This window comes from Marinobacter vulgaris (assembly GCF_003344045.1).
GTDB classification, from domain to species: domain Bacteria; phylum Pseudomonadota; class Gammaproteobacteria; order Pseudomonadales; family Oleiphilaceae; genus Marinobacter; species Marinobacter vulgaris.
This window is the reverse complement of sequence record NZ_QFWX01000004.1, coordinates 137,654-161,179: the sequence shown is the minus strand read 5'-3', so window position 1 is coordinate 161,179 and position 23,526 is coordinate 137,654. Positions and strand designations below refer to the sequence as shown.

Sequence of the window (23,526 nt, the reverse complement as noted above, 5' to 3'; positions counted from 1 at the left end):
ATGGGAGCGAAAATGGCAACCAAGTTTGCACGTCGTGTGGGGGACCTTGAAGCCTCGTCAATTTTCCGTATCAACGCCAAGGCCCAGGCGCTCAAGACTGAGGGGCGCAGAATTTTCCGGCTGGACGCCGGGGATCCCGACTTTGAAACGCCAGGGGCTGTCAAGGCCGCAGGCCAGCGAGCCATTGAACAGGGTTATTCTCACTACACACCAATAGGAGGATTGCCCGAACTGAAAGATGCCGTTATCGGAAAGTTCGAGCGCGATAACGGTCTGCGCTATCGCGAAGATGAAGTCATGGTTACCTGCGGTGCGAAACAGGCGCTTTTCAACCTGTGCATGAGTGTGTTGCACCCGGGAGACGAAGTCGTTATTCCTCAGCCCTACTGGGGTAGCTACCCGGCCATCGCCAAAATTTGCTGGGCTACACCGGTCTATCTCGAAACCTCTATCGAACAAGGTTTCATGCCCTCCCCGGAGGCGCTTGCCGAGGTCATGAGTGAGCGCACCAGGCTGGTCATTCTCAATAGCCCCAGCAATCCTTCGGGGCAGGTTATCAGCAAACAGGCTCTGGAAGCCCTGGGCAAGGTACTGGAGCGGTACCCGGATGTATTCATTGCTACCGATGACATCTACGAACACCTCCGCTGGGATGGCAACCAGTATTACAACATTGTCAATGCCTGCCCCGCCCTAAGAGACCGTACCGTTGTCATCAATGGCGTTTCCAAGGCCTATGCCATGACGGGATGGCGCGTGGGTTTTTGTGGGGGAGCTGCGGATGTGGTTTACCAGATGAACAAACTGCAGGGACAGAGCACGGCTCACACTGCCGCTGTGTCCCAGGTAGCGGCCGCAGCAGCACTGAACGGAGACCAGCAGTGCGTGCGTGACATGGTAAATGCCTATCAGAGGCGTCATCAGTTGGTGCAAACCGGCCTGGCGACAATCGATGCCATTGATTACCTGCCGGCGCAGGGCACGTTTTACTGTCTTCCGGATTTCAGCCGGATAATCGATCGACTGGAAGGCGTGGATGACGATCAGCAGCTTGCTGACTGGTTGCTTGACCACTTGGGCATCGCGATGATCCCGGGTTCAGCGTTCGGTGCTCCGGGGCATTTGCGATTATCCTACGCAACCAGCGATGAGGACATAGAGGAAGCGCTGGAGCGCCTGAATAGAGCCTTTGGCTGAGCAGTCAACTGGTACGGCTGTTGACGAAGAGTGACGGGGAGGTTCGCATCGCCATGGCAAGTCCAATGGATAAACTGAGCGCCGAAGAGAAGAAAAAACTCAAGGCGCAACGGCAACCTGCCTTTGTCGAGCCGATGAAGGCGCGGTTGACAGAGAATTATTTTGATGACGAGGCGTGGCTTTATGAGCGAAAACTCGACGGGGTGCGCTTCATTGCCGGCAAAAAGTCGGGGAAGGTCACGCTCTACTCCCGCAATCACAAACACAGGAACAAGACGTATCCTGAGATTGTCGACGGATTGGCAAACATGGAAGGAGACTTTCTGGTCGATGGCGAAATAGTTGCGTTCAGCGGGAGTCTCAGTAGTTTTTCCAGGTTGCAACACCGCATGCAGGTCCAGGAGCCGGACCCGGAGTTGCTCCGATCGGTTCCTGTCCGCGCCTACCTGTTCGATATTCTTTTTCTGGACGGCTACGACCTCCGGACACTGCCGTTGCGGCGTCGCAAATCGATTCTCAAGTCGGCCTTTGAATTTACTGATCCCATCCGCTATCTGCCCCACAGAAACCGTGAGGGCAAGGCTTTCCTGGCCCATGCCTGTGACAGGGGCTGGGAAGGGGTGATCGCCAAGGATGGGGCTTCAGTCTATCGATCTGCGCGTTCGGGAGACTGGCTCAAATTCAAGTGCCAGCAGGGCCAGGAGTTTGTCATTGGCGGTTTCACCAGGCCGCAGGGCTCCCGCAAAGGTTTCGGGGCACTGGAAGTGGGGTATTACGAAGAGGGTCGGCTGCGTTACGCCGGTCGCGTGGGTACCGGCTTCAGTGATGAGTTCCTTGAGACCTTTCATCGCAGACTCGTTCAGCTCAAAAGAAAAACATCGCCCTTTGCGGATAACACGGTTGCAGACGAGAATGTCACCTGGGTAAGCCCCTCTCTGGTCGCGGAAATTGGCTTCACCGAATGGACCGGGGACGGAAAGCTTCGTCATCCCCGGTTTCTGGGTCTGCGGGATGACAAAGATGCCAACGAGGTGGTGCGCGAGGCGCCATGAGAACCTGGGCCGAGATCAGTACCTGTAGCCCTGAATCCGGACACATCGATCTGCGATTGACATGGTGTTAAAGTTTTCCTTTCAAGTCTTTTTAAGTTGACGACAGCAATGGCCCCGACATTTTCGAAAAGGCCATACCTAAAACGCGCCAGTTGCGCGCAGTCATGGAAGAGGAATGATGGATCATCTGGGCGAACTTAAAACAGAAGAGTTGGGTCTATTTATCGATCTGTATGAGCTCACGATGGCCCAGGCCTATCACAGTGAGCAACTGGAGGATCGGGCCCTGTTTACCCTCCACTTTCGCAAGCTGCCCGAGCAGCGGAATTTCATGCTCGCCTGCGGTCAGCATTATGCGGCGCTGCTGGCCACGGCCCTTCGTTTCCCACCCGAACAGCTGGAGCACCTGGCGTCCCTTGATGTCTTCACGGACGACTTCCTCCAGTGGCTTGGCAATTTCCGCTTCACCGGCGACATTCGTGTCCTGCCGGAGGGCACGCCGGTGTTTCCCCACGAACCCTTGCTGGAAGTGGAAGCCCCGCTGATCGAGGGGCAATTACTCGAAACCCTGTTGATGAACTATGTCAGCACTGAGACCGTTCTTGCCTCCAAGGCGGTGCGCATGGTGATCGCCGCGGAGGGTCGCTCTGTAGTGGATTTCGGGATGCGGCGCATGCACGGTTATGATGCCGCCCTCCGCGGAGTCAGGGCGTACCGGACCGCAGGCCTGGCGGCAACCAGCAATGTCCTCGGCAGTTTGCGCTACGGACTGCCCGCCAACGGCACCATGGCCCACTCCTACATTCAGGCCTATAAGGACGAGATGGAGGCGTTCCGCCATTATGCGCGGCTGTATCCTGGCACCACTCTGCTGGTGGATACCTACGACACCATAAAGGGTGTCGACAAGGTGATCAGGCTGGTTAAAGAGGAAGGATTCGAAGTGGGTGCCATCCGCCTTGATTCCGGCGACCTGGCCGAGCTGGCCAGGGCCTCCCGCAAACGACTCGATGAAGCCGGTCTGGATCAGATTCGCATCGTGGTCAGCAGTGGCCTGGACGAGTGGTCGATGCAGGAGATCATCGATGCCGGAGCGCCGGTTGATGGCTTCGGGGTGGGTACCAAACTGGGTGTGTCGGAAGATGCTCCCGCCATCGACCTGGCCTATAAGCTGACCGAGTACCGGAAAGAGCCAAGGCTGAAAAACAGCCCCGGTAAAAAGTTGTTGCCGGGGCGCAAGCAGGTGTGGCGTTTCCGGGATGCTCACGGTTGCTACAGCTACGATGAAATCTGCCGCGACACCGAGCAGCGGGACGGCGAATCCTTGCTGGTGACAGTCGTTCGCAACGGCGAACCAGTAGGACCGGAGCCGGACATTGAAGAGAGTCGCGAGCGGGTCAAGCGCGCCCTGGATGAGATGGGCCCGGCAATGCTTGCCCTTGACCGGGCAGAGAAAGACTACGACATCCGGATCAGCGAGGAACTGGATCAGCTTTATCGTGAGGCGCTCGAGGCGGTGTCGGAAAACGGGTCCGATAACCGTGGCTGAGACTTCGCGCCTGCCCGAAATCGAGGAAAAAGTTGCGTTCCTGTCAGACGCCGCTTCCTATCCGGTCGAGGCTGATAGCGTGGAAGTGCAGGAAACCCATATGTCCTGGGTATTTCTCGTGGGTCCACGGGTTTACAAGCTCAAAAAACCCGTGGCCCGTCAGCTGTTCGATTTCACGACCGTCGATAACCGCTATAAAAACTGTGTCGAGGAGGCTCGTCTCAACATCCGGCTGGGTGGCGATACCTATATCGGTGTGGAGCAGTTGGGCGTCCTTGCAGGCGGCGGGTTGGCTTTGGGCGGGCAGGGAATTCCCGTCGACTGGCTGGTGGTCATGCGCCGCCTGCCAGCAGCCTCAATGCTGGAAATGCAGATTAAATCCTCAGCAGTGGAGTACCAGCGCGTCAGGGACGCGGCTGAGTTGCTTGCCCGCTTTTATGACAGTGCCGCGAGCGTTCAGCTGTCGGGGGAGCAGTACCTGGAGCGATTGCGGCGGGGCATCAGTGAAAACTACCGCCAGTTGACGGATTATTCTCTGCCTGAGGACCGGGTCAGATCAGTCTGCGATCAGCAAATGACGTTGCTTGGAAAGCATTCAGTACAGTTTGCTGATCGTGCGACTGCCGGCCGCCTTGTTGAGGCCCATGGTGATTTGCGCCCGGAGCATGTCTGCCTGACGGACCCACCCGTGGTGATCGACTGTCTTGAGTTCAGCCGCGACCTGCGGATCCGGGATCCGGCGGATGAATTGGCCTTTCTGGCGATGGAGTGCCAAAAGCTTGGGGACGAGAAAGTGGGGAGGATCCTGTTCGAGGTTTATGGACAAATCACCGGCGATGAACCGGAAGCCTGCCTGGTGGATTTCTACAAAGCTTACCGGGCTTCAGAGCGGGCCAGGCTCGCCATCTGGCACCTGGACGACGACGACCAGGAAAGGCGCGGTCCGTGGCGGCAAAAAGCCTTGGATTACCTGGCCATAGCCTCTCATCATGGCGAAGGTTCTGGTAGCTGAAGCGCGCCCGCCGATGAAATCCGGGTTCAGGATTCCAGATCTGTCACGTCTCTTCCCTCGTGCAACGCAGTGATCGTATCGGCGATACCCGCAGTGATATCTACCAGCGCTAACTTGGTGTCGAGCATTTCCGACGGCAGGGCCGGAGGCACGGTATTGCCGAGAATCACCCTGGAAAGAGCCGGCGAAGTCAGTTTGTCCGCGGCATCCTTGGAGAAAACTCCGTGAGTGGCGATGGCGATCGCATCCTCCGCGCCCTGTTTCCTGAACGCCTCGGCGGCCCGTTGCATTGTGCCTCCTCCCGCGATCAGATCATCCAGAATCAGTACAGTGCGGTCGCGGACGTTGCCAACCACAGCAGAACCGCTCACTTCGCCGCGACTGCGGTGTTTTTCCATGAATGCGCTGTCCACAGGCCGCTCCAGCCGCCTCTCCAGTGACTCACGAAAGAGTTCCGCACGCTTGATACCGCCCACGTCCGGGGAGGCTACGGTGATTTCCCTGTCCCGGAGCTGGGGCAGGAGAAAATCGATGAACGCTTCCCTGGCACTCAGATGCACTGTGGCGCAACGAAAGGCATTCTCGAAAGCGGCGCGGTTGTGTACGTCCACTGTCACTATGGTATCAATCGTCATGGCCTCGAAGAGCTGAGCGATGTAGCGCGTGGTGACGGGATCGCGGGACTTGGTTCTGCGGTCCTTGCGGGAGTAACACAGGTAGGGCACCACGGCGGTGATCCGGGCTGCGCCATTATCGCGAAGGCCGGCCAGTAAAAACAGCAGACGGGCGAGCTTGTCATTGATGCTCAGGCCGTCATTGCCGTAAAGCGACTGAACCACGAACACATCGCGGTTACGCACCGTCTCCAGCGGGCGGATCTTGTGCTCCCCATCTTCAAAATCCCGCTCCTCGTGTTCCCCCAGGGGTATTTCCAGATGTGCCGCTACTTGCAAAGCGAAATCGCGGCCGCTGTCCAGGCAAAACAGCGCTATTCCGTCGTCAGAGTTCATGGTTGGGCTCCAGTCATGTGATCTGTAAACCAGTCTGCGGCAGCTTTCTGCACGACATCGAGCTTGCCGGATTCCTCGAACAAATGGCTCGCGCCCGGCACGATTTTTAGCTCGTGATGACAGTTCAGCTTTGCAGCCGCCTCCCGATTGATATCTATGACGGTGGCGTCCAGACCACCGACGATCAGCCTCATTTGTTCCAGAAACGGTCCAGCAGTTGGCGCACTTCTTCATCCGACACCTGGTGGAAGTCGCGGTACCACTGTCCTATGGCGTTGAAATTGTCGGGGGTTTCGAGGCAAACAATGTTATCAGCGTTGCTGCGGAGGTTTTCGATGGTGTCGGCCGGAGCGACGGGAACGGCCACGACAATTTCACGGGGGCGGTGGATTTTTAGCGCTTCCAGGGCAGCGCTCATTGTGGAGCCCGTGGCGAGGCCATCGTCTACAATAATGACGGTGGCGTCGCTCATGTCCGGCCAGGGGCGATCCCCGCGGTAGGTCTGTTCTCGCCTTTCCAGCTCCCGGCGTTCGCGCTCGGCAACCTTCTCTATAGCCTCATCACTGACATCACGATAGCCGAGCACCTGGCGGTTGAGAACGCGGGCGCCGCCGCTGGCGATAGCGCCCATGGCGAGTTCCTCATGACCGGGCATCCCCAGCTTCCTGACAATCATCAGATCCAGCTCCGCATCCAGGTGCTCGGCAATTTCAGCTGCAACGGGTACGCCACCCCGGGGCAATGCCAGCACTATAAGGGGATCGCGGTCGCGATATTCTTCGAGCGCACGGGCCAGTTCGCGGCCGGCAGATGCGCGGTCCTGTATGGGCAGATTCATCGTGCAACTCCATTGCTGGTGACTGTATTCACAAGCGATCCTTTCAAGTCTAGCCAAGACACAGTTAAAGGAAAATGGATAACGGCCATCTGAAGTCCACACGATTGAGTGATTTCTGATCAAGATCAAGATGCAGGGCAGTTGGTGTTGCTGGCCGATAGGTCCTCCATTGACAGTCCGTGATCTTTACCCGGATTATAGAGTCATGGATCTGCTTATCATCCGACGACTTTTGGCGCACCGTCTTCATGACGGAGCCTTTCGCCTGAGGGGATGCAATGTCCCGGCTGTGCGGATGACGGAGCTTCATACTCACTGAGGCACTGGTGATCTCCATGAGCGGCACACCCAGTAGACAGGAAGTCAACAAATACCGCTGGCATGCCGAGTCTGCCGACAAGGCGCTCGAGGTGCTTGACAGCGATCGGGAAAAGGGACTCAGTGGCGACCAGGTGGAGCAGCGCCGCAGTGAGTTCGGCAGCAATGAACTCAGAGTACGTCAGCAGAGAAGTGCTCTCCAGCGCCTGTTAAGTCATTTCAATAACCTCTTCATTTATCTTCTGCTGATTGCCTTTGCGGTAACCGCCTTGCTTGGAGAGTGGGTGGACAGCGCGGTAATTTTTGCCGTGGTGCTGATCAATGGCGCCATCGGTTTCATTCAGGAGGGGCGGGCAGAGCGCGCTCTTGAGAGTGTGCAGGGGATGCTCTCCCGGAAAGCCACTGTATGGCGGGATGGACGCAGACACGAGGTGCCGGCGCAGGAGCTTGTGCCCGGCGACATAGTCCAGATTAACGCTGGCGGGCGCATTCCCGCCGACCTGCGCCTACTGCGGGTAAAAAACCTTGAAGTTCAGGAGGCGGCACTCACAGGGGAATCCAATGCGGTGGCCAAACAGCTGGATGCCGTAGAGGAGGACGCGGAACTTGGCGACCGCACCAGTATGGCCTATTCCGGTACCCTTGCTACCTCCGGTCAGGGAATCGGCGTGGTGGTGGCTATCGGCGACGATAGCGAGATCGGCCGGATCAGCGGCATGCTGGCAGAGGTGGAAACCATAAAAACCCCGCTGATGCAGCGCTTTGATGCCTTCACGCGGATACTGAGCGTGGTGATTCTGGGGCTCGCGCTGATCACTTTTGCGGTGGGTATCCTGGTGTGGAGCAAGGACTGGCACAGCATGTTTCTGGTGGCTGTCTCGCTGGCGGTTGCCGCCATCCCCCAGGGCCTGCCGGCTGTGATGACGGTCATCCTTGCTATCGGCGTCGAGCGGATGGCCCGTCGCAACGCCATCATCCGGCGCCTGCCCGCGGTTGAAACCCTCGGTTCGGTGACCACTATCTGCGCCGATAAGACCGGCACATTGACCCGCAACGAAATGACCGTCAAGACCCTGCGCACTGCTGCAGAGGACATTGGTGTCGAGGGAGTGGGCTATGAACCCGAGGGCGGGTTTCAGCGCGATGAAGAATCCATCAAAATCGAGGAGCACGGGGCAGTGCTGGAGATGCTGCGCGCCGGCCTGTTGTGCAACGACTCCGAGCTTGAACACAAAGAGGAAGAGTGGCGCGGAGCGGGCGATCCCACCGAAGTTGCGCTGATCGTTGCTGCCTACAAGGCTGGCCTTGATTACGATGAGGAATATGGCAACTGGCCGCGAGTGGACAGCATCCCCTTTGCCTCCGAGAAGCGCTATATGGCGACCCTGAATCACGATCACCAGGGCAATCATGTTATTTACGTCAAGGGCGCGCCGGAGCAGCTGCTGGAGATGTGCGGCAGTGAATTGCGCGATGGCGAGGAAACGTCCCTGGACCGCAGCGCCTGGGAGGAACGGTTCGAGGAGATAGCGAGCCGTGGCCAGCGCCTGCTGGCGATTGCCCGTAAAGAAGTATCGGAACAGACTGAACTCGATGAGGCGGACGTGGAAGGGGATCTGGTGCTGCTGGGCCTGTTCGGAATGATCGACCCGCCCCGTGAAGAGGCTATCGACTCGGTTGCCATCTGCCGTGATGCCGGCATCGGGGTAAAGATGATTACCGGGGATCACGCTGCCACTGCCACGGCAGTGGCCCGCAAGCTGGGGCTGGACAATCCCGGGAAGGCGTTGCGTGGGCGGGATATCGAGAAACTTGACGACGAGGAACTCAAAAACAGGGTTATGGAGACCAGCGTGTTCGCGCGCACCAGCCCGGAGCACAAGCTGCGTCTGGTCAAGGCCTTGCAGGCGCGATCGGAGATCATCGCCATGACCGGCGATGGCGTCAATGACGCCCCCGCCCTCAAGCGGGCTAATCTGGGCATAGCCATGGGCCAGAAAGGCACGGAAGCAGCCCGCGAGGCTTCAGAAATGGTGCTGGCAGACGACAACTTTGCCTCCATCGAGCGCGCCGTGGAGGAGGGAAGGAAGGTATACGACAACCTGCGCAAGACGATTCTGTTCGTACTTCCCACCAATGCGGCGGAGTCACTGGTACTGCTGGCGGCGGTCCTGTCCGGCATGATGTTACCGGTGACACCGGTGCAGATCCTCTGGGTCAATATGATCACCGCCGTGACCCTGGGGGTTTCCCTGGCCTGGGAGAAAGCCGAGGTCGGTCTGATGCAGCGGGGGCCCCATTCCACCGAGGAAGGGCTTCTCGGTCGCTTCGATCTTTGGCGCATTGCCTATGTCGGTACCGCCTTGCTGCTGGGCGTGGGTTTTCTGTTCGCTCAGGAGCAGATCCATGGCGAGACCTCTCTGGAGTATGCCCGCACCATGGCTGTCAACGCCCTGGTGCTGGGGCAGATTTTCTACCTGCTGAACAGCCGCTTCTTCAGCCGCTCCGCCCTTTCCTGGGAGGGTCTTACCGGCAACAGAATGGTGCTGTTTGCCATTGCCGGTTGCATCGGCCTGCAACTGGTCTTCACCTACGCACCTTTCATGAACCAGCTACTGGAAAGCAGGCCCCTGGATGCGGAGGCGTGGTTGCGCTGCGTGGCGGTTGGCCTGGGTCTGTTCATACTGGTGGAAATTGAGAAGTTGGTCCGTCGGAAAAGGTCGGCTCACGGCGAAGAATCGGCCGGGAGCCCGGAACAGCGGCAACAGAACCATCCGTCAACCGGCTCTGGCAAGTAACGGGTGGACACTAACGAAGTAGATCTTGAGCCAGGCTGTCAAGAAAGTCAGAAAATGTCACCTGGAAAAGCAATGGAGGCTATATTCCCATGAAAATTGGCATCAACGGATTTGGCCGTATAGGCCGGCAAGTACTTCGCATCGCCTATGAGCAAAAAGGCGTGGAGGTGGTCCATATCAACGATGTTTCGGACACCGAAACCCTGGCTTATCTCCTGCAGTCGGACACCACCTATGGCCGCTGGGCTCATCAGGTAAGGGCCGAGGGGGATAGGCTGGTTATTGATGATGGCACCACCATTACGGTGAGCGCAGAGAAGGATCCGGCTCAACTGCCCTGGGGCGAGAAGGGCGCGGAGGTGGTTCTTGAAGCCACCGGACTTTTCCGCAAAAAGGAAGACGCGCACAAACACATCGAAGCGGGTGCACGCAAGGTACTCATCTCGGCGCCCGGCAAAAGCGAACTCGACGGAGATTTCATCCTCGGTGTCAATGGAGACCAGTTTGATCGCGACCAGCATCACATTATCTCCATCGGCAGCTGCACCACCAACTGTCTGGCGCCGGTGGTGAAGGTGCTGCACGACGAGTTCGGAATCGAGAAAGGATTCATCAATACGGTGCATGCCTATACCTCGTCCCAGAATCTTCTGGACGGACCGCACAAGAAGCCCCGGCGGGGGCGCGCAGCGGCGGAAAATCTCGTACCTACGTCCACCGGCGCGGCGGCGATGATTGGCCAGATCATTCCGGACCTGGATGGAAGGCTCGATGGCATCGCGGTACGAGCACCGGTCAAAGCCGGCTCGCTACTCGACCTGACCTGCCTATTGGCGGCAGATGCCGATGGTGAGCGCATCAACGACGCATTCCGTGAACGGGCGAATGGCTCCATGAAGGGTATTCTCGCCGTTGACGATTCGCCCCTTGTGTCCAGCGACATCATTGGCAGGGAAGAGAGCGCCATCGTAACCAGCCAGGATACTCAGTTGATTGGCGACCGCTTTATCAAACTGCTGGCCTGGTATGACAACGAGTGGGCATTTTCCCGGCGCTGCGTGGACATGATGCAAAGGATGGCCTGACCATGACGGAATCACGGTACGTTCGTTGGCTGGAGGACCTGGACAACGACGATGTGTCCAGTGTTGGAGGAAAAAACGCCTCGCTCGGGGAGATGATTGGCAATCTTCGGGAACAGGGTGTGCGGGTACCGGGAGGGTTCGCCACCACGGCGGATGCCTACCGCGCCTTTGTCGAGCACAATGAGCTGGAAGACACGATACGGGAACTGACCGAAGCGCTGGCCCGCGAAGAAAAATCCCTCAAACAGGTGGGCAAGGCCATTCGCGAGGCGTTCCGGCATGGCGAGTTCCCGGAAGACATTGAAGTAGCCATCCGGGATGCCTATGAAGAGCTCGCTGCCCGCAATGAGAACAAGGACCTTCCCGTGGCTGTGCGCAGCAGCGCTACGGCGGAGGATCTGCCCGAGGCGAGCTTCGCCGGACAGCAGGAAACCTTTCTCAATATCCGCGGCGGCGATGACCTCATCGACGCCTGCCGCAAGTGCTATGCCTCATTGTTTACCGACCGTGCCCTCAACTACCGCGAGCATCGTGGTTTCGATCACCTGCAACTCGCGCTCTCCGTGGGTGTTCAGAAAATGGTGGGGTCGGACAAGGCCTGTGCCGGCGTAATGTTTTCCCTCGACACCGACACCGGCTTCCCCGACGTGGTGGTCATTAATGCCACCTGGGGACTCGGCGAAACGGTGGTGCAGGGTACGGTGGATCCGGATGAGTACCGGGTTTTCAAACCGGGACTCGAGAACAAGGAGCAGGTGCCGATCCTGTCGAAGAAATGCGGCAGCAAGAAGGAAAAAATGATTTACGCATCCCGGGGATCGGCCCCCACCAGAACGGTGAACACCAAAAAGGCTGAAAGGGAAACCCTGGTGCTTGGTGATGATGACATCCTCACCCTTGCCCGTTGGGCCGTGTCCATCGAAAAGCATTACCGCAAACCCATGGATATGGAGTGGGCCAAGGACAGTGAATCCGGCGAGCTCTATTGTGTTCAGGCCCGTCCCGAAACGGTCCACTCACAGAAACAGTCCGGTGCGTTCAAAAGCTATCGACTGGAGGGAACGGGCGAGGTGCTGAGCCGGGGCGTGGCCATTGGCGAATCCATAGCGGCCGGCCGGGTCAGGGTACTCGACAGCCCCAAAGAGATCGATCGCTTCGAGGACGGCGACGTGCTGGTCACTGAGCGCACGGATCCGGACTGGGGGCCGGTCATGAAGCGGGCTACAGCCATCATCACCGATCATGGTGGCCGCACCAGCCACGCTGCCATCGTCAGTCGTGAGCTGGGCGTTCCCGCAGTTGTGGGTACAGGCTCCGGGACCAGGGACCTGAAGGACGGCCAGGAAGTCACGGTATCCTGCGCGGAAGGAAGCGAAGGCCGGATTTACGAGGGTATTCTCGAATACGAGGAAAAGGATATCGATACCGGGGATCTGCCCGAGGCGCCGGTGCAACTGATGATCAACCTGGCTGCGCCAGATGCCGCTTTCCGCTGGTGGCGATTGCCGGTTCACGGAGTCGGTCTGGCCCGCATGGAGTTCATTATCAATAACGTGATCAAGATTCATCCCCTGGCGCTGTCACGGTTCGATGAGGTGGAGGACAGGAAGGCGCGAAAGCGGATTGAGGAGCTGACAGCCGGTTACGAGGATAAAACCGGGTATTTTGTCGAGCACCTCAGCCGGGGTATCGCCATGATTGCCGCCTCCCAGTATCCGGATCCGGTCATTGTTCGCATGAGCGACTTCAAGACCAACGAGTATGCCAAACTCATTGGCGGCGACCAGTTCGAGCCGCGGGAGGAAAACCCCATGCTGGGGTTCCGCGGAGCTTCGCGGTATTACAGCGATCGCTACAAGGATGGTTTCGCCCTCGAATGCCAGGCGGTAAAAAAGGCCCGGGAAGAGATTGGTCTGGACAATATCGTGGTGATGCTGCCCTTCGTTCGCAACCCCCGGGAGGCCGACCGGGTCATCGAAGTGATGGCTGAACACGGTCTCCGGCGCGGCGAGGAGGGCCTTCAGCTGTATATGATGTGCGAGATTCCCTCCAATGTATTTCTCGCGGAGCAGTTTGCCGAGCGGTTTGACGGTTTCTCCATCGGCAGTAATGATTTAACCCAGTTGGTGCTGGGTGTCGACCGGGATTCCGAGCAACTGAGTGAACTGTTCGATGAACGTGACGAGGCGGTGAAGACAGCAATCGTGCAAGTGATCGAAAAGGCTCACCAGAGCGGATGCAAAGTGGGCATCTGTGGCCAGGCGCCCAGCGACTACCCGGATTTCGCCCAGTTCCTGGTGGATAGCGGTATCGATTCCATCTCGCTCAACCCCGACAGTGTTCTGGACATACTGGAAATCTGGAGAGGGGACAAATCCCCATGAACGAGAGGTCGCTCAGCGATTGGGAACTGGTCTACCATGAATGGAACCCGGAGGAGCAACCCACCCGGGAAGCCCTGTTGACCCTCGGTAATGGCTATTTCGCCACGCGAGGCGCGGTGGAAGAATCCCCCGCCGGAGGCCCTCACTATCCCGGCACCTATCTGGCCGGCGGCTTTAACCGCGCGGAAAGTGAAATCGGCGGAAAGGTCATCGAAAACGAGGACCTTGTTAACTGGCCCAACTGGTTGCCTCTTACCTTTCGCTGCGAGGGTGGGGAATGGTTCGATCTGGCGGGTGTGGAGCTTCTTGATTATACCCACCGGCTGGACCTTTACCGGGGAGTGATGCATCGGCGTATTCGTTTCAGGGATCGGGCAGACCGTGAATTCGAACTGGAAACCCGGCGCATCGTTCATATGGACGATCCCCATATCGCCGCCATTAGCTGGGTGGTTACTCCTCTGAACTGGTCAGGAGCGGTGGAGATAAGGTCAGCCATCGACGGCCGTGTTACCAATAACGGCGTGGCCCGTTACCGTGACCTCAATGGCAGGCACCTGGAAGTCGAAGAAACCGGGCACGTGGGCGAGGAAGCTGTTTTTCTTACCGCCAGAACCCTGCAGTCCCGAATTCGAATGGCCCAGGCGATCCGCACCCGGGTCTGGATAGATGACGAGCCCGCTGCTCTGGAGCGACGCACCCAGTCAGAGCAGAACCGGATCAGCCAGTCTCTGTCCCTCGTGGCAGAAAAAAACAAGCCGGTCAGGGTTGAGAAGGTGCTGTCCCTTTACACCTCCCGGGACCTCGCCATCAGCGAACCCGCTTTTGAAGCCTTTGAGGGTATCCGTCATGCCGCGGATTTCGAGGCTCTGCTTGAACGGCACCAGCAGGCATGGCGAAGACTTTGGCGGCGGGCTGATCTGGAACTGGCGGGCGAAGAGTGTATCCCGGCTCAGCCCGTTCTTCGTTTGCATCTCTTCCACCTGTTGCAAACCGCCTCCATGCATTCGACCAGACGGGACGTGAGCATTCCCGCCCGGGGACTGCACGGAGAGGGTTATCGCGGACATATCTTCTGGGATGAACTGTTCACCTTCCCGTATTTCAATTTACGACTTCCTGCTCTCACCCAGGCGCTGTTGCTCTATCGTTATGAGCGCCTGCACTGGGCGCGGCGGGCGGCGAAAGAGGCCGGCTACAAGGGCGCCATGTTTCCCTGGCAGAGTGGTAGTGATGGTCGCGAGGAGAGCCAGGTTCTGCACCTGAATCCGGAATCGGGACGCTGGATTCCCGACAATTCACATACCCAGCGGCACGTGAATGCGGCCATTGCCTACAATGTGTGGCAGTATTTTCAGGCCACCGACGATATGGAGTTTCTCTCTTTTTACGGTGCCGAGATGCTGATCGAGATTGCCCAGTTCTGGGCCAGTATCGCTACCTATAATCCTGACCGTGAGCGCTACGAAATACGGGGAGTGATGGGCCCCGACGAATTTCATACCAGATACCCTGATCGTGAAGAGCTGGGTCTGGACAATAATGCCTACACCAACGTTATGGCCGCCTGGGTTCTGAAGACAACCTGCGCCATGCTCAATATGCTCGGGGAAGACCGGAAGGCGGAGCTCCTGCAGCTTCTGGATGTTTCCCCGGAGGATCTGCTGCGCTGGCAGGATATCAGCGAACGGATGTTCGTCCCCTTCCAGACGTCGGGACTCATCAGCCAGTTCGAGGGCTGGGACAGCCTGGAGGAACTGGACTGGGACCGGCTGCGGGAGAAGCACGGTGATATCCAGCGTCTTGATCGCATTCTGGAAGCGGAAGGCCGGGATATGAACCACTACAAGGCCACCAAGCAGGCCGATGTACTGATGCTGTTTTTTCTGTTTTCCGCCGAGGAACTCAGCGAAATATTTTCCGGTCTCGGCTATGACTTTGACCCCGCCTGTATTCCCGAAAACGTCCGCTATTATCTCGACCGGACCTCCCATGGCTCCAGCCTTAGCCGGGTTGTCCACGCCTGGGTTCTGGCAAGAACGAACCGCGAGCGCTCGTGGGACCTGTTCCAGGACGCGCTTGCCAGCGATCTCGACGACATCCAGGGAGGAACCACCAAGGAGGGTATTCACCTGGGGGCGATGGCCGGTACGGTGGATCTGATGCAGCGGTGCTACACCGGTATCGAAATGCGTGACGGTATACTCTGGCTCAATCCCTGCTTGCCAAAGGAACTCAAGGAACTGAATTTCTGTGTCCACTACCGGTGGCATTGGCTGCACATCCACCTGGACCATGAAACCATGACCGTCAGCTTTGAAAAAGGCTGGTCCTGCGCTGCCCGCATAGGCTTCGCCGGTGAGGTATACGAGATGTGTGCGGGAGACCAGAAACGTTTCAGCCTCAATGGGGAGAAGTCATCGTGAGTACCAATCGGCGAACAGATCCGTTCCAGGCGGTGATTTTTGACATGGATGGCGTGCTGACCCGCACCGCTGACCTGCACATGCAGGCCTGGAAACAGATTTTCGACGACTACCTGAGCAGGCAGAGCAATCAGCAGTCCTTTTCCAGAACCGACTATCTTGCCTATGTGGATGGCAAGCCCAGGTATCAGGGTGTTGAGGATTTTCTGCACTCCCGCCAGTTGACGCTGCCTTACGGCAAGCCCTCGGATTCCGCCGATTGCGATACTGTCTGCGGTCTTGGCAACCGCAAGAACGCCTGCTTCCTCAAGCTGCTGGAAAACAAGGGGGTAGAGGTATTCGAGGATGCGGTGGCAGCTCTTAAGCGGTGGCGGCGCGGCGGCATGAAACTGGCCATTATCACCGCCAGTCGCAACGGCCAGCGGATTCTCGAGGAAGCGGGACTGATGGATGCCGTCGACGTGGTTATCGATGGCACAGTGGCAGCGGAGAAGGAGCTGGCGGGGAAACTGGAGATTATGCGGGAGGCCGCCCACGGCCTCAATGTGGCACCGGCGAACGCCGTTATTGTGGAAGATGCTACTGCCGGCGTTCGGGCGGGGCGTGAAGGCGAATTCGGGCTGGTGGTGGGCGTGTCGCGGAACGGCAACGAAACGGAGCTCCGGGAAGCCGGGGCCGATCATATTACCGCCGATGTATACGGGGTGAGCTTTCTCCGGCAACTTCCCAATGCCCTTGATCACATGGAGGATCTGTCAGCATGGCGGGGCACCCGACCACTGGCGGTTTTTCTCGACTTCGACGGCACCCTGGCTGAAATCACTGAAGAGCCCGGTAAGGCGGAGATCTCGACGGAAGCCCGCTCGGCACTGCAGAAATTCTCATGCCCGGTGGCTGTGATCAGCGGCCGGGACCGAGAAGATCTGCAATCCCGGGTCAATGTAGAGGGAATCTATTATGCCGGAAACCACGGCTTCGACATTGCCGGGAATGGCCACCAGCACACTCTGCCGGAAGCGGATAATGCTGTGAAATACGTGGATCAGGCAGAAGCAATGGCGAGAGCGCGCGTCGGTGATCTTTCAGGAGTGATTATTGAACGTAAGCGGTATTCGCTGGCCGTTCACTACCGCAAAGTGAAGAGCGAGGATGTGGTCGAGGAGGTCAGGAATGTGGTTGAGGATATGCGCCGGCAAACGGGCCTGCGGAAGCGTAACGGCAAGAAAGTGCTGGAGCTTGAACCGGACGTCGACTGGCACAAGGGCCGGGCGCTGCGATGGCTCATCGATATTCTGCCAGTTTCGGGCAAAGAGCCGCCGTTTATCGTCTATGTGGGGGACGATGTGACCGATGAAGATGCATTTTCCGCCCTTCGTGAAGACGGCCCCGGAATTTACGTTGGCGACGCGCTAACCTGTTCTTTGGCCGACTATCATGTTCGCGATCCGGAGGAAGTGCTTCAGCTACTGCATAGCCTGGCGGATGCCGATGCCCCGCTCAAGTAAGCGTATCTATCGGCGCTCGCCATGCTCGCGAATCATCACCGTTTCCACGATGGACTCAACCTTGTCGAGGTCCATGAGCTGATTGCCCGGCGTGCTGACTTTTGCGGCTGCGGCAGCCACGCCGTAGCGGAATGCCTCTGCCACCGTTTTGCCACGGTCAAGTTGATAGACCAGAACGGAAACGAAGCTGTCTCCGGCGCCAACATGACTGATGACCCGGGTCCGGGGGGGACGGGCGTAAAGCTTCTCGCCGGTGTTGGAAACGAGCAGGGCACCTTCGGCATCGAGAGTGACAATCAGGTTGTCAGTAAGGCCCTCGTCGACCATTTGTCCCATGGCTGCCAACATGCCGGCGTGGTCGTCGGAGCCGGAATAGCCAAGGTCGCAGAATTCACCGAAGTTCAGCTTGGTGAGGTATATGCCCTTCCCCCTGGAAGGAGACAGGGCCTTGCCGGAGGTATCCAGTATTACTCTGGTTCCCTCATCGGCTGCTAGTCGTGCCAGATCGCCGTAAAAATCAGTCGGCACGCCACCCGGCAGGCTGCCGCTGAGCACCAGGTAGTCAGCCGCGGGTTTTAACGCCTGGAATGCGTCGAGGCACTGCCGCCACTCGGATTCCTCCAGTTCGGGGCCGGGAAAAACCAGATGAAAGAGCTTGCCGCTGGCCCGCTCTGTTACTGCCAGGCTTTGACGGGTTTCCCCCTTGATGTCGACGCAATAAAAGGTAAATGCCGCGCCCGCCAGGAGTTGTTTCAGCAACTTACCCTGGAGCCCTCCTGCTGTCAGAATCGCCACTACATCCACTCCGAAGCGGTTAAGATTGCGGGCGACATTGATGCCACCTCCGCCGGGTTCTTGGGTGGTGTTTTTGCAGCGGGTCTTGCCATTTTCCACCAAATCCTCGGTCTCAGCGAAAACGTCGACGGATGGATTCATCGTTACTGTCGCCACCTTACCCATATCCGATTTCTCCGGCGTCTGGAACACGAAAGCCTGAATTGCCCATCCGGCTATCCAGTCCGCCTCAGTCGCGGACCATGGTTTCTGTGAACCTGTAGCGTTGAGCCCCATTGGCAATAAGGTCCTGGACAAGAGCCAGAACAAGCGCTGTGCCCGATTCGACAGCAGAGTGATGTTGCCCGAACTGCTGCCGAAGGGCATTCTCTGTAGTGTGGCAGATCAGGGGTGGGCGATGTACCGGTACACTGGCCATGACCAGACCGTTGCGGGCCTCGTGCAGCTCTGAAAGCGAATCTGCAGCGTCGGAAATCGCTCCCAGAATCATAGTGGTGCGGTGGCGCAGATGTGTCAGCGAGTCGATCTGCCGGCATTCAAGCAGCATTTCCAGTTGATACATTACCAGCAGCGCGGTTCTGGCACTGTACTCATGGCGCTGTTCGGCCACTTTCAACAGGGTAAACAGCACCTTGTTGATGCTTTTTATGGCGGTGTCGGTTCGACTGCTTTCCGTGCCTTCCAGCCAGGACCAAACCTCTTCAAGGGAGAGAGTTTTGAGTGGCGGCCACTGGTTTTCCTGAGAAGCCTTCCAGGCTCCATAAAAAATTCTGGAATCGTAATTCTGGGCTTCGTACTTATGGGCGCCTTCGCCCTCAAAATGGGTATCCAGAAGCTGGATGGCGCCGGGTCTGAGCAGGTTGATGGCCATCACCAGCTGCTGAATAAAAACTGTGGCAACCTGGTAGCTCTCTTCCTCGGCAGGGGTATGATCTTCCGCAGAGACGGTCACCGAGAGACTGCAGGCGAGTGCTTTGGATGGTTCCTCTATATTAGCCAGACGATGCCTGGAAAAGGAGTCGGACTGATCCCTGGCACTTTCCATAGCTGCAATCAGCTTCTCGGCGTTCAGGCCGACCCTGTATAGACCCGCTGATCCATTGAGCCTGTCCTGGGCCGCGAAAGGCAAATCAGCAAAGAATTCGCTGACATGGCGCCAGAACTCGATAGTTTCGGGGGTCTCATTTTCGTTGCCCGGTGGAATCGCATTGCCGACCTGTAACTGAATGGTCACTGATGACATCATAGATAACTTCCTTATAAAAAATGGTCGACCAAGAAACAAATTGAGCGTTTAAAGCCCGGGTTTGCTGAAACAGATCAAGCCTGGTATTAAGTTCAGGCAGGCCTGGCAATGAATGATCTAACTCACTAAAAATAATGATTTTTTTATTAAAAACATACCAGTGCCATACGCAAACAGACTACCGAAGGACAATAAGGTAACCGCTCGCTGGCTGTCAACCTGGCGCCAACTGTGTCGCTTTTATTCAGCCACCCGGCGCCGCTGTATCTCCCGCACAGTTTGTCCCGCCAGCAGCGGGATAACGCTCATTGTCAGAATCAGTAACCAGGGCTGCCAGCCCAGAATCCGCGTTTGCAGCAGGCCAGAGAGTAAAGGCAAGTATACTGCGGCGGCCAACAACACAATGCAAAGTGCCAGCGCTCCCCACACCCAGGGATTGCGGGTTATCTCGTTACCCAGAATTGGGGACCTGGGATTCCTTAGAACGAAAGTAAACCAGAGCTTGCCGAACGCCAGAGTCAGAAAAGAAACCGTTACCGCTTCCAGCTCCGTTAATCCCAGCCAGTGCTCCGCGAGCAAAAGAGCTGCCAGCACACAAGTCGCCATCAGGGCAGCAAATCCCGTGATCTCCGTCCAGTGGGCCCGGGTCAGTACCGATTCCCGGGGGCTGCGGGGAGGTTCCTTCATCTCATTTCCACTGGCCGGTCCTACCCCCAGGGCGAGGGCGGGGAAGACATCGGTGAGCACATTTAAATAAAGGATCTGCAAGGGGAGCAGCGGTAAAGGCCATCCAGCGCCAGTGGCGATGGCCACTGCCAGTACTTCGGCCACATTAGTAGTAAGCATGAACACGACGGACTTACGGATGTTGCCAAAAATGACTCTTCCCTGCCGCACCGCAGCCACGATAGTTTCAAAGGCGTCATCCTTCAGAACCATGTCCGCAACTTGCTTGGCCGCCTCGGTGCCCCGTTTGCCCATGGCAATGCCGATGTCTGCCTTTTTCAGAGCGGGTGCATCGTTGACACCGTCACCGGTCATGGCCACGATCTCGCCCCGGTTCTGATAAATGGTTACTAAATCGAGTTTCTGCTCGGGACTTACTCTGGCAAAAATGTTGGCGCGGTAGATCTTTTCCTGGTGGTCTTCGTCGATATCCTCGGGAGAGCCGATATCGCGCCCCAGCATGCAGACTGTCTCCGGGTCGTCCTTGCCCCCGACAATTCCCACAGCCCGCGCGATCGCCGTGGCGGTCTCAGCCTGATCTCCGGTCACCATCTCTACCCGGATACCCGCTGCCTGACAGGCATCTATCGCCTCTTTGACTTTCTCACGGGGTGGATCAAGCAGGCCCACAAGACCAAGGAAGCATAGCTTTTCATAGGGATCGGAATCCTCGGTTTCCGTCTTTTTTTCGGCCATTGCCAGCAGGCGCAAACCTTCGCCTGCCAGTTCATTGGCGCGCTCGATCCATTGGCGGCGGGTGTCGTCATCCAGAGGCTCGGTGCTGTCTTCGGCTGCCAGGATGTCGCTGCAGACGTCCAGTACAGCCTCGGGAGCGCCTTTCACCGCCACGTAATATCTGCCGTTCTCCTGGTGAAAGGTGGCCATCTTCTTGAGCCTGGGTTCGAATTTTTCCACCCGCGACTCGGGACGCTCTTCCAGCAAAGATTTCCGCTCCAGTCCGAGGTCCTTGCCTCCCGCCAGAAGCGCGATTTCAGTAGGGTCGCCGCGGGGATTGTCCTCTCCCTGTTGCTGCTTGAGTGAAGCGCCATTGCAGAGCAGGCCAACCTCCAGTACGCGGCGAACTCCGGCCTTGTCCGCAAGGGCTTCGCCAGTCTCCGCTTCCTCCATTGCGAGATCACCGGTGGGGGTGACGATTTTTTGCAGCCGCATCCGGTTTTCGGTCAGGGTGCCGGTCTTGTCGGAAAAGATCACTCGGGTTGCCCCCAGCGTTTCCACCGCTGTGAGCTGGTTGACCAGCGCGTTGCGGGCGGCCATCAGGTACATACCGCGGGCGAGGGCAATCGTGGCGACGATCGGAAGGCCCTCAGGAATGGCAGCCACACCGAGGGCCAGCGCCGTCTCGATCACCAGCGCGGCCTGTTGTTCCCTCACCAGGAAACCCACCGCGGCTACTGCGATGGCAATAAAGATGGTCAGTATGGCCAGGCGGCGCCCCAGTTGATCCAGCCGACGCTGCAATGGCGTGACAGTTCCCTCGGCCGATTCCGCAAGTGCCGACACCCGCCCCAGCTCCGTTTCCGACCCAGTTGCCGCTGCAACGCCCACTGCAGTACCGTCGGCGATGCTTGTGCCCTTGTAGAGCATGTTGTTGCGATCGGCGAGGTCAGTATCCGCGGCCAGGGTATCGGTCATTTTGCTCACCGCAACGGACTCGCCGGTAAGAGGTGCTTCGTTGACCCTCAGGTGTTCCGCCTCGAGCAACCGCAGATCGGCGGGGACCAGGTCGCCGGCCTCCAGCATTACAATATCACCAGGCACGATTTCCGATGCGGCAATCTCCCGCTCATTGCCTTCCCGGCGCACCCGGGTCATATGCTCTCCCAGCCTACGCAGGGCTGCCATGGATCGCACTGCTTTCCATTCGCTGACAAATCCGATTGTGGTATTGACGAGCAGGACCGCCAGGACAGCAAACCCCTCCGGCAGGCGGCCGGTGGCAAACGCCAGAATGGCGGCGCCGCCAAGCAGGTAGATAACGATACTTTGAAACTGCCCCAGAAGAATCCGCCACCAGGGCTGGCTTTGGGCCTCTCGCAGCTGGTTCGGGCCGTAGCGCTTCAAGCGCTCCTGCGCCTCGTCGCCCGTCAATCCGTTTTCTTTGCGGACATCAAATTCGGCCAGCGTGTCCTTAATGTCGACGGCATGCCAAGCGTGTTTTTCGGGGGAGCCCCCTCTCTTGTCGCTTGTCGAATCCAATGGATTGCCCCTCTAAAGACCGGTATTAAGCCCGGTGTCGGTTCTCAAGCTCCGTATTTTCGCAGCCGGCCTGCATGGGCCAGTGCCAGAGTAATAAGATGTTTGGCTGGCAAGTGGCCAAGCCCCCCGCCGGCACAGGCCGTTTCGCCGAAGACTTCAACCGCGTCCACCCGGCAGGTGTTCGCATGGATCAGAACCGGCACCGGATGCCAGCTGTGGCCGCCCATTGCGCTCGGGGTGCTATGATCGCCGGTTACCACAATGACTTCCGGTTGCAGTTCCATCATCCGGGGAATTGCCCGGTCCAGTTCCTCGATGGCGGCCACCTTGCCGTCGAAGTCGCCATCCTCGCCGCGGCTGTCGGTATCCTTGAAATGCAGGAACAGGAAATCGTGGTGTGGCCAGGCACTCTGCAGTGCGTCGATTTCGCTGTCGAGATCGGGGCCGCAATCCACGACTTTCATGCCGAGCAGCCGGGCGATGCCACGGTACATGGGGTACCCCGCGAGGGCGCAGCCATTGAGCCCATAGCTGTCTTGCAACGAGGCCAGGTCGGGCAACTGCGCGAAACCCCGCAGCAGGACCATGTTGGCCTGCTGCTCCTCAGTGAGTATTTCCCTGGCCTGCGCCAAGAACTCGCTCACTGCATCGGCGGTTTTTTGCGACTTTTCGTCCCGGGCACGTGGCTCCCGCGGCGGCGTGCCGGTCCGGTGGGGATCCGTATCATCCACCCCGGCGCTTATCGCTCCTTTTTTATTGCGCAAAACCAGTAAAAAACGGTGTTCCTTGACCGGTTCGACAAAAATCTCCGTGTCGTCGAGACGGATGTCACTGAGCATTTTTACCAGCCGGGCACATTCCCGGGAATCGATGCGGCCGGCCCGACGGTCGGTCACCTCGCCGTTGGTGTCCAGAGTGCAGAAATTGCCGCGGGCGGCAACGTCACCAGGCTCCAGGTCGAAGTCAATGCCGAGAGCGGTAAGAACACCCCGTCCGATGTTGTGTTCCACCGGGTCGTAGCCAAAAAGCGCCAGGTGCCCGGGCCCACTGCCGGGTGTGATGCCCGGTGCTACAGGGTAGGTCAACCCTGTTGCGCCTTGCCTTGCTAATCGATCCAGATTCGGGGTCCGGGCGGCTTCCAGTTCTGTGCCGCGGCCTTCGCTATCAATCCCTCCTAGGCCGTCCGCAATAACGAAGAGAATTTTTGCCTCACTCTCGGCGAGGAGGGTTACGAGATCCATTGGTAATCCCCCTTCAAGGCATCCGGCGCCGGCAGGGCGGCGCATAAGCGACCTGTGAACTGATAACCTTATGTCCATGTCTGTTTAAAGCTAGCCGCTCTTCAAGAGAAAGCAACCGGGCTTTGCC

Annotated in this window: 16 protein-coding genes; 9 read left to right on the top strand and 7 right to left on the bottom strand. The window is 58.2% G+C overall.

Annotation, left to right across the window (positions count from 1 at the left end; genetic code table 11):
• The first annotated feature begins 12 nt into the window (after positions 1-12).
• The 4 genes from DIT71_RS09830 to DIT71_RS09815 all read left to right on the top strand — a co-directional run bounded on the left by DIT71_RS09830 (position 13) and on the right by DIT71_RS09815 (position 4,810).
• On the top strand, positions 13-1,197 hold the full coding sequence (locus tag DIT71_RS09830; RefSeq protein WP_114613048.1) for a pyridoxal phosphate-dependent aminotransferase: 1,185 nt from the start codon (positions 13-15) through the stop codon (positions 1,195-1,197).
• Between the two features lie 65 nt (positions 1,198-1,262).
• The gene (gene ligD / locus DIT71_RS09825) at positions 1,263-2,249 is read left to right on the top strand and encodes a non-homologous end-joining DNA ligase (protein ID WP_227538048.1); all 987 of its coding nucleotides are present in this window, start codon (positions 1,263-1,265) and stop codon (positions 2,247-2,249) included.
• A gap of 175 nt (positions 2,250-2,424) precedes the next feature.
• Positions 2,425-3,798 carry a nicotinate phosphoribosyltransferase gene (locus DIT71_RS09820; RefSeq protein ID WP_227538047.1) on the top strand — a complete coding sequence of 458 codons (1,374 nt, stop codon included), beginning with the start codon at positions 2,425-2,427 and terminating at the stop codon, positions 3,796-3,798.
• Positions 3,791-4,810: a phosphotransferase gene (locus tag DIT71_RS09815; RefSeq protein WP_114613046.1), complete on the top strand. Its 1,020-nt coding sequence runs from the start codon at positions 3,791-3,793 to the stop codon at positions 4,808-4,810. The genes DIT71_RS09820 and DIT71_RS09815 overlap by 8 nt, the downstream gene beginning before the upstream one ends.
• Before the next feature lie 26 nt (positions 4,811-4,836).
• Here DIT71_RS09815 and DIT71_RS09810 read toward each other — a convergent pair whose 3' ends face one another.
• The 3 genes from DIT71_RS09810 to DIT71_RS09800 are packed head-to-tail and all read right to left on the bottom strand — an operon-like array spanning position 4,837 to position 6,658.
• Entirely contained in the window at positions 4,837-5,820 is a 984-nt protein-coding gene (locus DIT71_RS09810) for a ribose-phosphate diphosphokinase (protein WP_114613045.1), read from the bottom strand.
• The gene (locus DIT71_RS18150) at positions 5,817-6,014 is read right to left on the bottom strand and encodes a hypothetical protein (protein ID WP_114613044.1); all 198 of its coding nucleotides are present in this window, start codon (positions 6,012-6,014) and stop codon (positions 5,817-5,819) included. The genes DIT71_RS09810 and DIT71_RS18150 overlap by 4 nt, the downstream gene beginning before the upstream one ends.
• Positions 6,011-6,658 carry a phosphoribosyltransferase gene (locus tag DIT71_RS09800; protein WP_114613043.1) on the bottom strand — a complete coding sequence of 216 codons (648 nt, stop codon included), beginning with the start codon at positions 6,656-6,658 and terminating at the stop codon, positions 6,011-6,013. Before DIT71_RS09800 ends, DIT71_RS18150 begins: the two co-directional genes overlap by 4 nt.
• A 335-nt stretch (positions 6,659-6,993) precedes the next feature.
• Here DIT71_RS09800 and DIT71_RS09790 point away from each other — a divergent pair, with 335 nt between their 5' ends.
• From DIT71_RS09790 to otsB, 5 genes are all read left to right on the top strand, one after another.
• Positions 6,994-9,774, top strand: a complete 2,781-nt coding sequence (locus DIT71_RS09790) for a cation-transporting P-type ATPase (protein WP_114613041.1) — start codon at positions 6,994-6,996, stop codon at positions 9,772-9,774.
• Between the two features lie 89 nt (positions 9,775-9,863).
• Positions 9,864-10,859 carry a type I glyceraldehyde-3-phosphate dehydrogenase gene (gene gap, locus DIT71_RS09785; RefSeq protein WP_199490994.1) on the top strand — a complete coding sequence of 332 codons (996 nt, stop codon included), beginning with the start codon at positions 9,864-9,866 and terminating at the stop codon, positions 10,857-10,859.
• A 2-nt stretch (positions 10,860-10,861) separates the two neighbouring features.
• Positions 10,862-13,243 carry a phosphoenolpyruvate synthase gene (gene ppsA, locus DIT71_RS09780; RefSeq protein ID WP_114613039.1) on the top strand — a complete coding sequence of 794 codons (2,382 nt, stop codon included), beginning with the start codon at positions 10,862-10,864 and terminating at the stop codon, positions 13,241-13,243.
• The gene (locus tag DIT71_RS09775; protein ID WP_114613038.1) at positions 13,240-15,669 is read left to right on the top strand and encodes a glycoside hydrolase family 65 protein; all 2,430 of its coding nucleotides are present in this window, start codon (positions 13,240-13,242) and stop codon (positions 15,667-15,669) included. The genes ppsA and DIT71_RS09775 overlap by 4 nt, the downstream gene beginning before the upstream one ends.
• On the top strand, positions 15,666-17,174 hold the full coding sequence (gene otsB / locus DIT71_RS09770; protein ID WP_114613037.1) for a trehalose-phosphatase: 1,509 nt from the start codon (positions 15,666-15,668) through the stop codon (positions 17,172-17,174). Before DIT71_RS09775 ends, otsB begins: the two co-directional genes overlap by 4 nt.
• 6 nt (positions 17,175-17,180) lie before the next feature.
• On the opposite strand, the gene DIT71_RS09765 is transcribed toward otsB, so the two are convergent.
• The 4 genes from DIT71_RS09765 to DIT71_RS09755 form a co-directional block, all read right to left on the bottom strand.
• Positions 17,181-18,245 carry a 1-phosphofructokinase family hexose kinase gene (locus tag DIT71_RS09765; RefSeq protein WP_158538972.1) on the bottom strand — a complete coding sequence of 355 codons (1,065 nt, stop codon included), beginning with the start codon at positions 18,243-18,245 and terminating at the stop codon, positions 17,181-17,183.
• Complete coding sequence (locus DIT71_RS17935) at positions 18,199-19,215, bottom strand: hypothetical protein (RefSeq protein ID WP_158538971.1); 1,017 nt, start codon at positions 19,213-19,215, stop codon at positions 18,199-18,201. Before DIT71_RS17935 ends, DIT71_RS09765 begins: the two co-directional genes overlap by 47 nt.
• Positions 19,216-19,455: 240 nt before the next feature.
• On the bottom strand, positions 19,456-22,158 hold the full coding sequence (locus tag DIT71_RS09760; RefSeq protein ID WP_114613035.1) for a cation-translocating P-type ATPase: 2,703 nt from the start codon (positions 22,156-22,158) through the stop codon (positions 19,456-19,458).
• 44 nt (positions 22,159-22,202) lie between these two features.
• Positions 22,203-23,399, bottom strand: coding sequence for a 2,3-bisphosphoglycerate-independent phosphoglycerate mutase (locus DIT71_RS09755; RefSeq protein WP_114613034.1), 1,197 nt, complete (start codon positions 23,397-23,399; stop codon positions 22,203-22,205).
• Between the last annotated feature and the right edge of the window lie 127 nt (positions 23,400-23,526).

What these genes read in the sequence shown, in the direction of transcription:
- DIT71_RS09830 (WP_114613048.1), top strand. Translation starts at nt 13, where the DNA reads ATGGCAACCAAGTTTGCACGTCGTGTGGGGGACCTTGAAGCCTCGTCA.
- ligD (WP_227538048.1), top strand. Translation starts at nt 1,263, where the DNA reads ATGGATAAACTGAGCGCCGAAGAGAAGAAAAAACTCAAGGCGCAACGG.
- DIT71_RS09820 (WP_227538047.1), top strand. Translation starts at nt 2,425, where the DNA reads ATGATGGATCATCTGGGCGAACTTAAAACAGAAGAGTTGGGTCTATTT.
- DIT71_RS09810 (WP_114613045.1), bottom strand. Translation starts at nt 5,820, where the DNA reads ATGAACTCTGACGACGGAATAGCGCTGTTTTGCCTGGACAGCGGCCGC.
- DIT71_RS18150 (WP_114613044.1), bottom strand. Translation starts at nt 6,014, where the DNA reads ATGAGGCTGATCGTCGGTGGTCTGGACGCCACCGTCATAGATATCAAT.
- DIT71_RS09800 (WP_114613043.1), bottom strand. Translation starts at nt 6,658, where the DNA reads ATGAATCTGCCCATACAGGACCGCGCATCTGCCGGCCGCGAACTGGCC.
- DIT71_RS09790 (WP_114613041.1), top strand. Translation starts at nt 6,994, where the DNA reads ATGAGCGGCACACCCAGTAGACAGGAAGTCAACAAATACCGCTGGCAT.
- gap (WP_199490994.1), top strand. Translation starts at nt 9,864, where the DNA reads ATGAAAATTGGCATCAACGGATTTGGCCGTATAGGCCGGCAAGTACTT.
- ppsA (WP_114613039.1), top strand. Translation starts at nt 10,862, where the DNA reads ATGACGGAATCACGGTACGTTCGTTGGCTGGAGGACCTGGACAACGAC.
- DIT71_RS09775 (WP_114613038.1), top strand. Translation starts at nt 13,240, where the DNA reads ATGAACGAGAGGTCGCTCAGCGATTGGGAACTGGTCTACCATGAATGG.
- DIT71_RS09765 (WP_158538972.1), bottom strand. Translation starts at nt 18,245, where the DNA reads ATGGGGCTCAACGCTACAGGTTCACAGAAACCATGGTCCGCGACTGAG.
- DIT71_RS17935 (WP_158538971.1), bottom strand. Translation starts at nt 19,215, where the DNA reads ATGATGTCATCAGTGACCATTCAGTTACAGGTCGGCAATGCGATTCCA.
- DIT71_RS09755 (WP_114613034.1), bottom strand. Translation starts at nt 23,399, where the DNA reads ATGGATCTCGTAACCCTCCTCGCCGAGAGTGAGGCAAAAATTCTCTTC.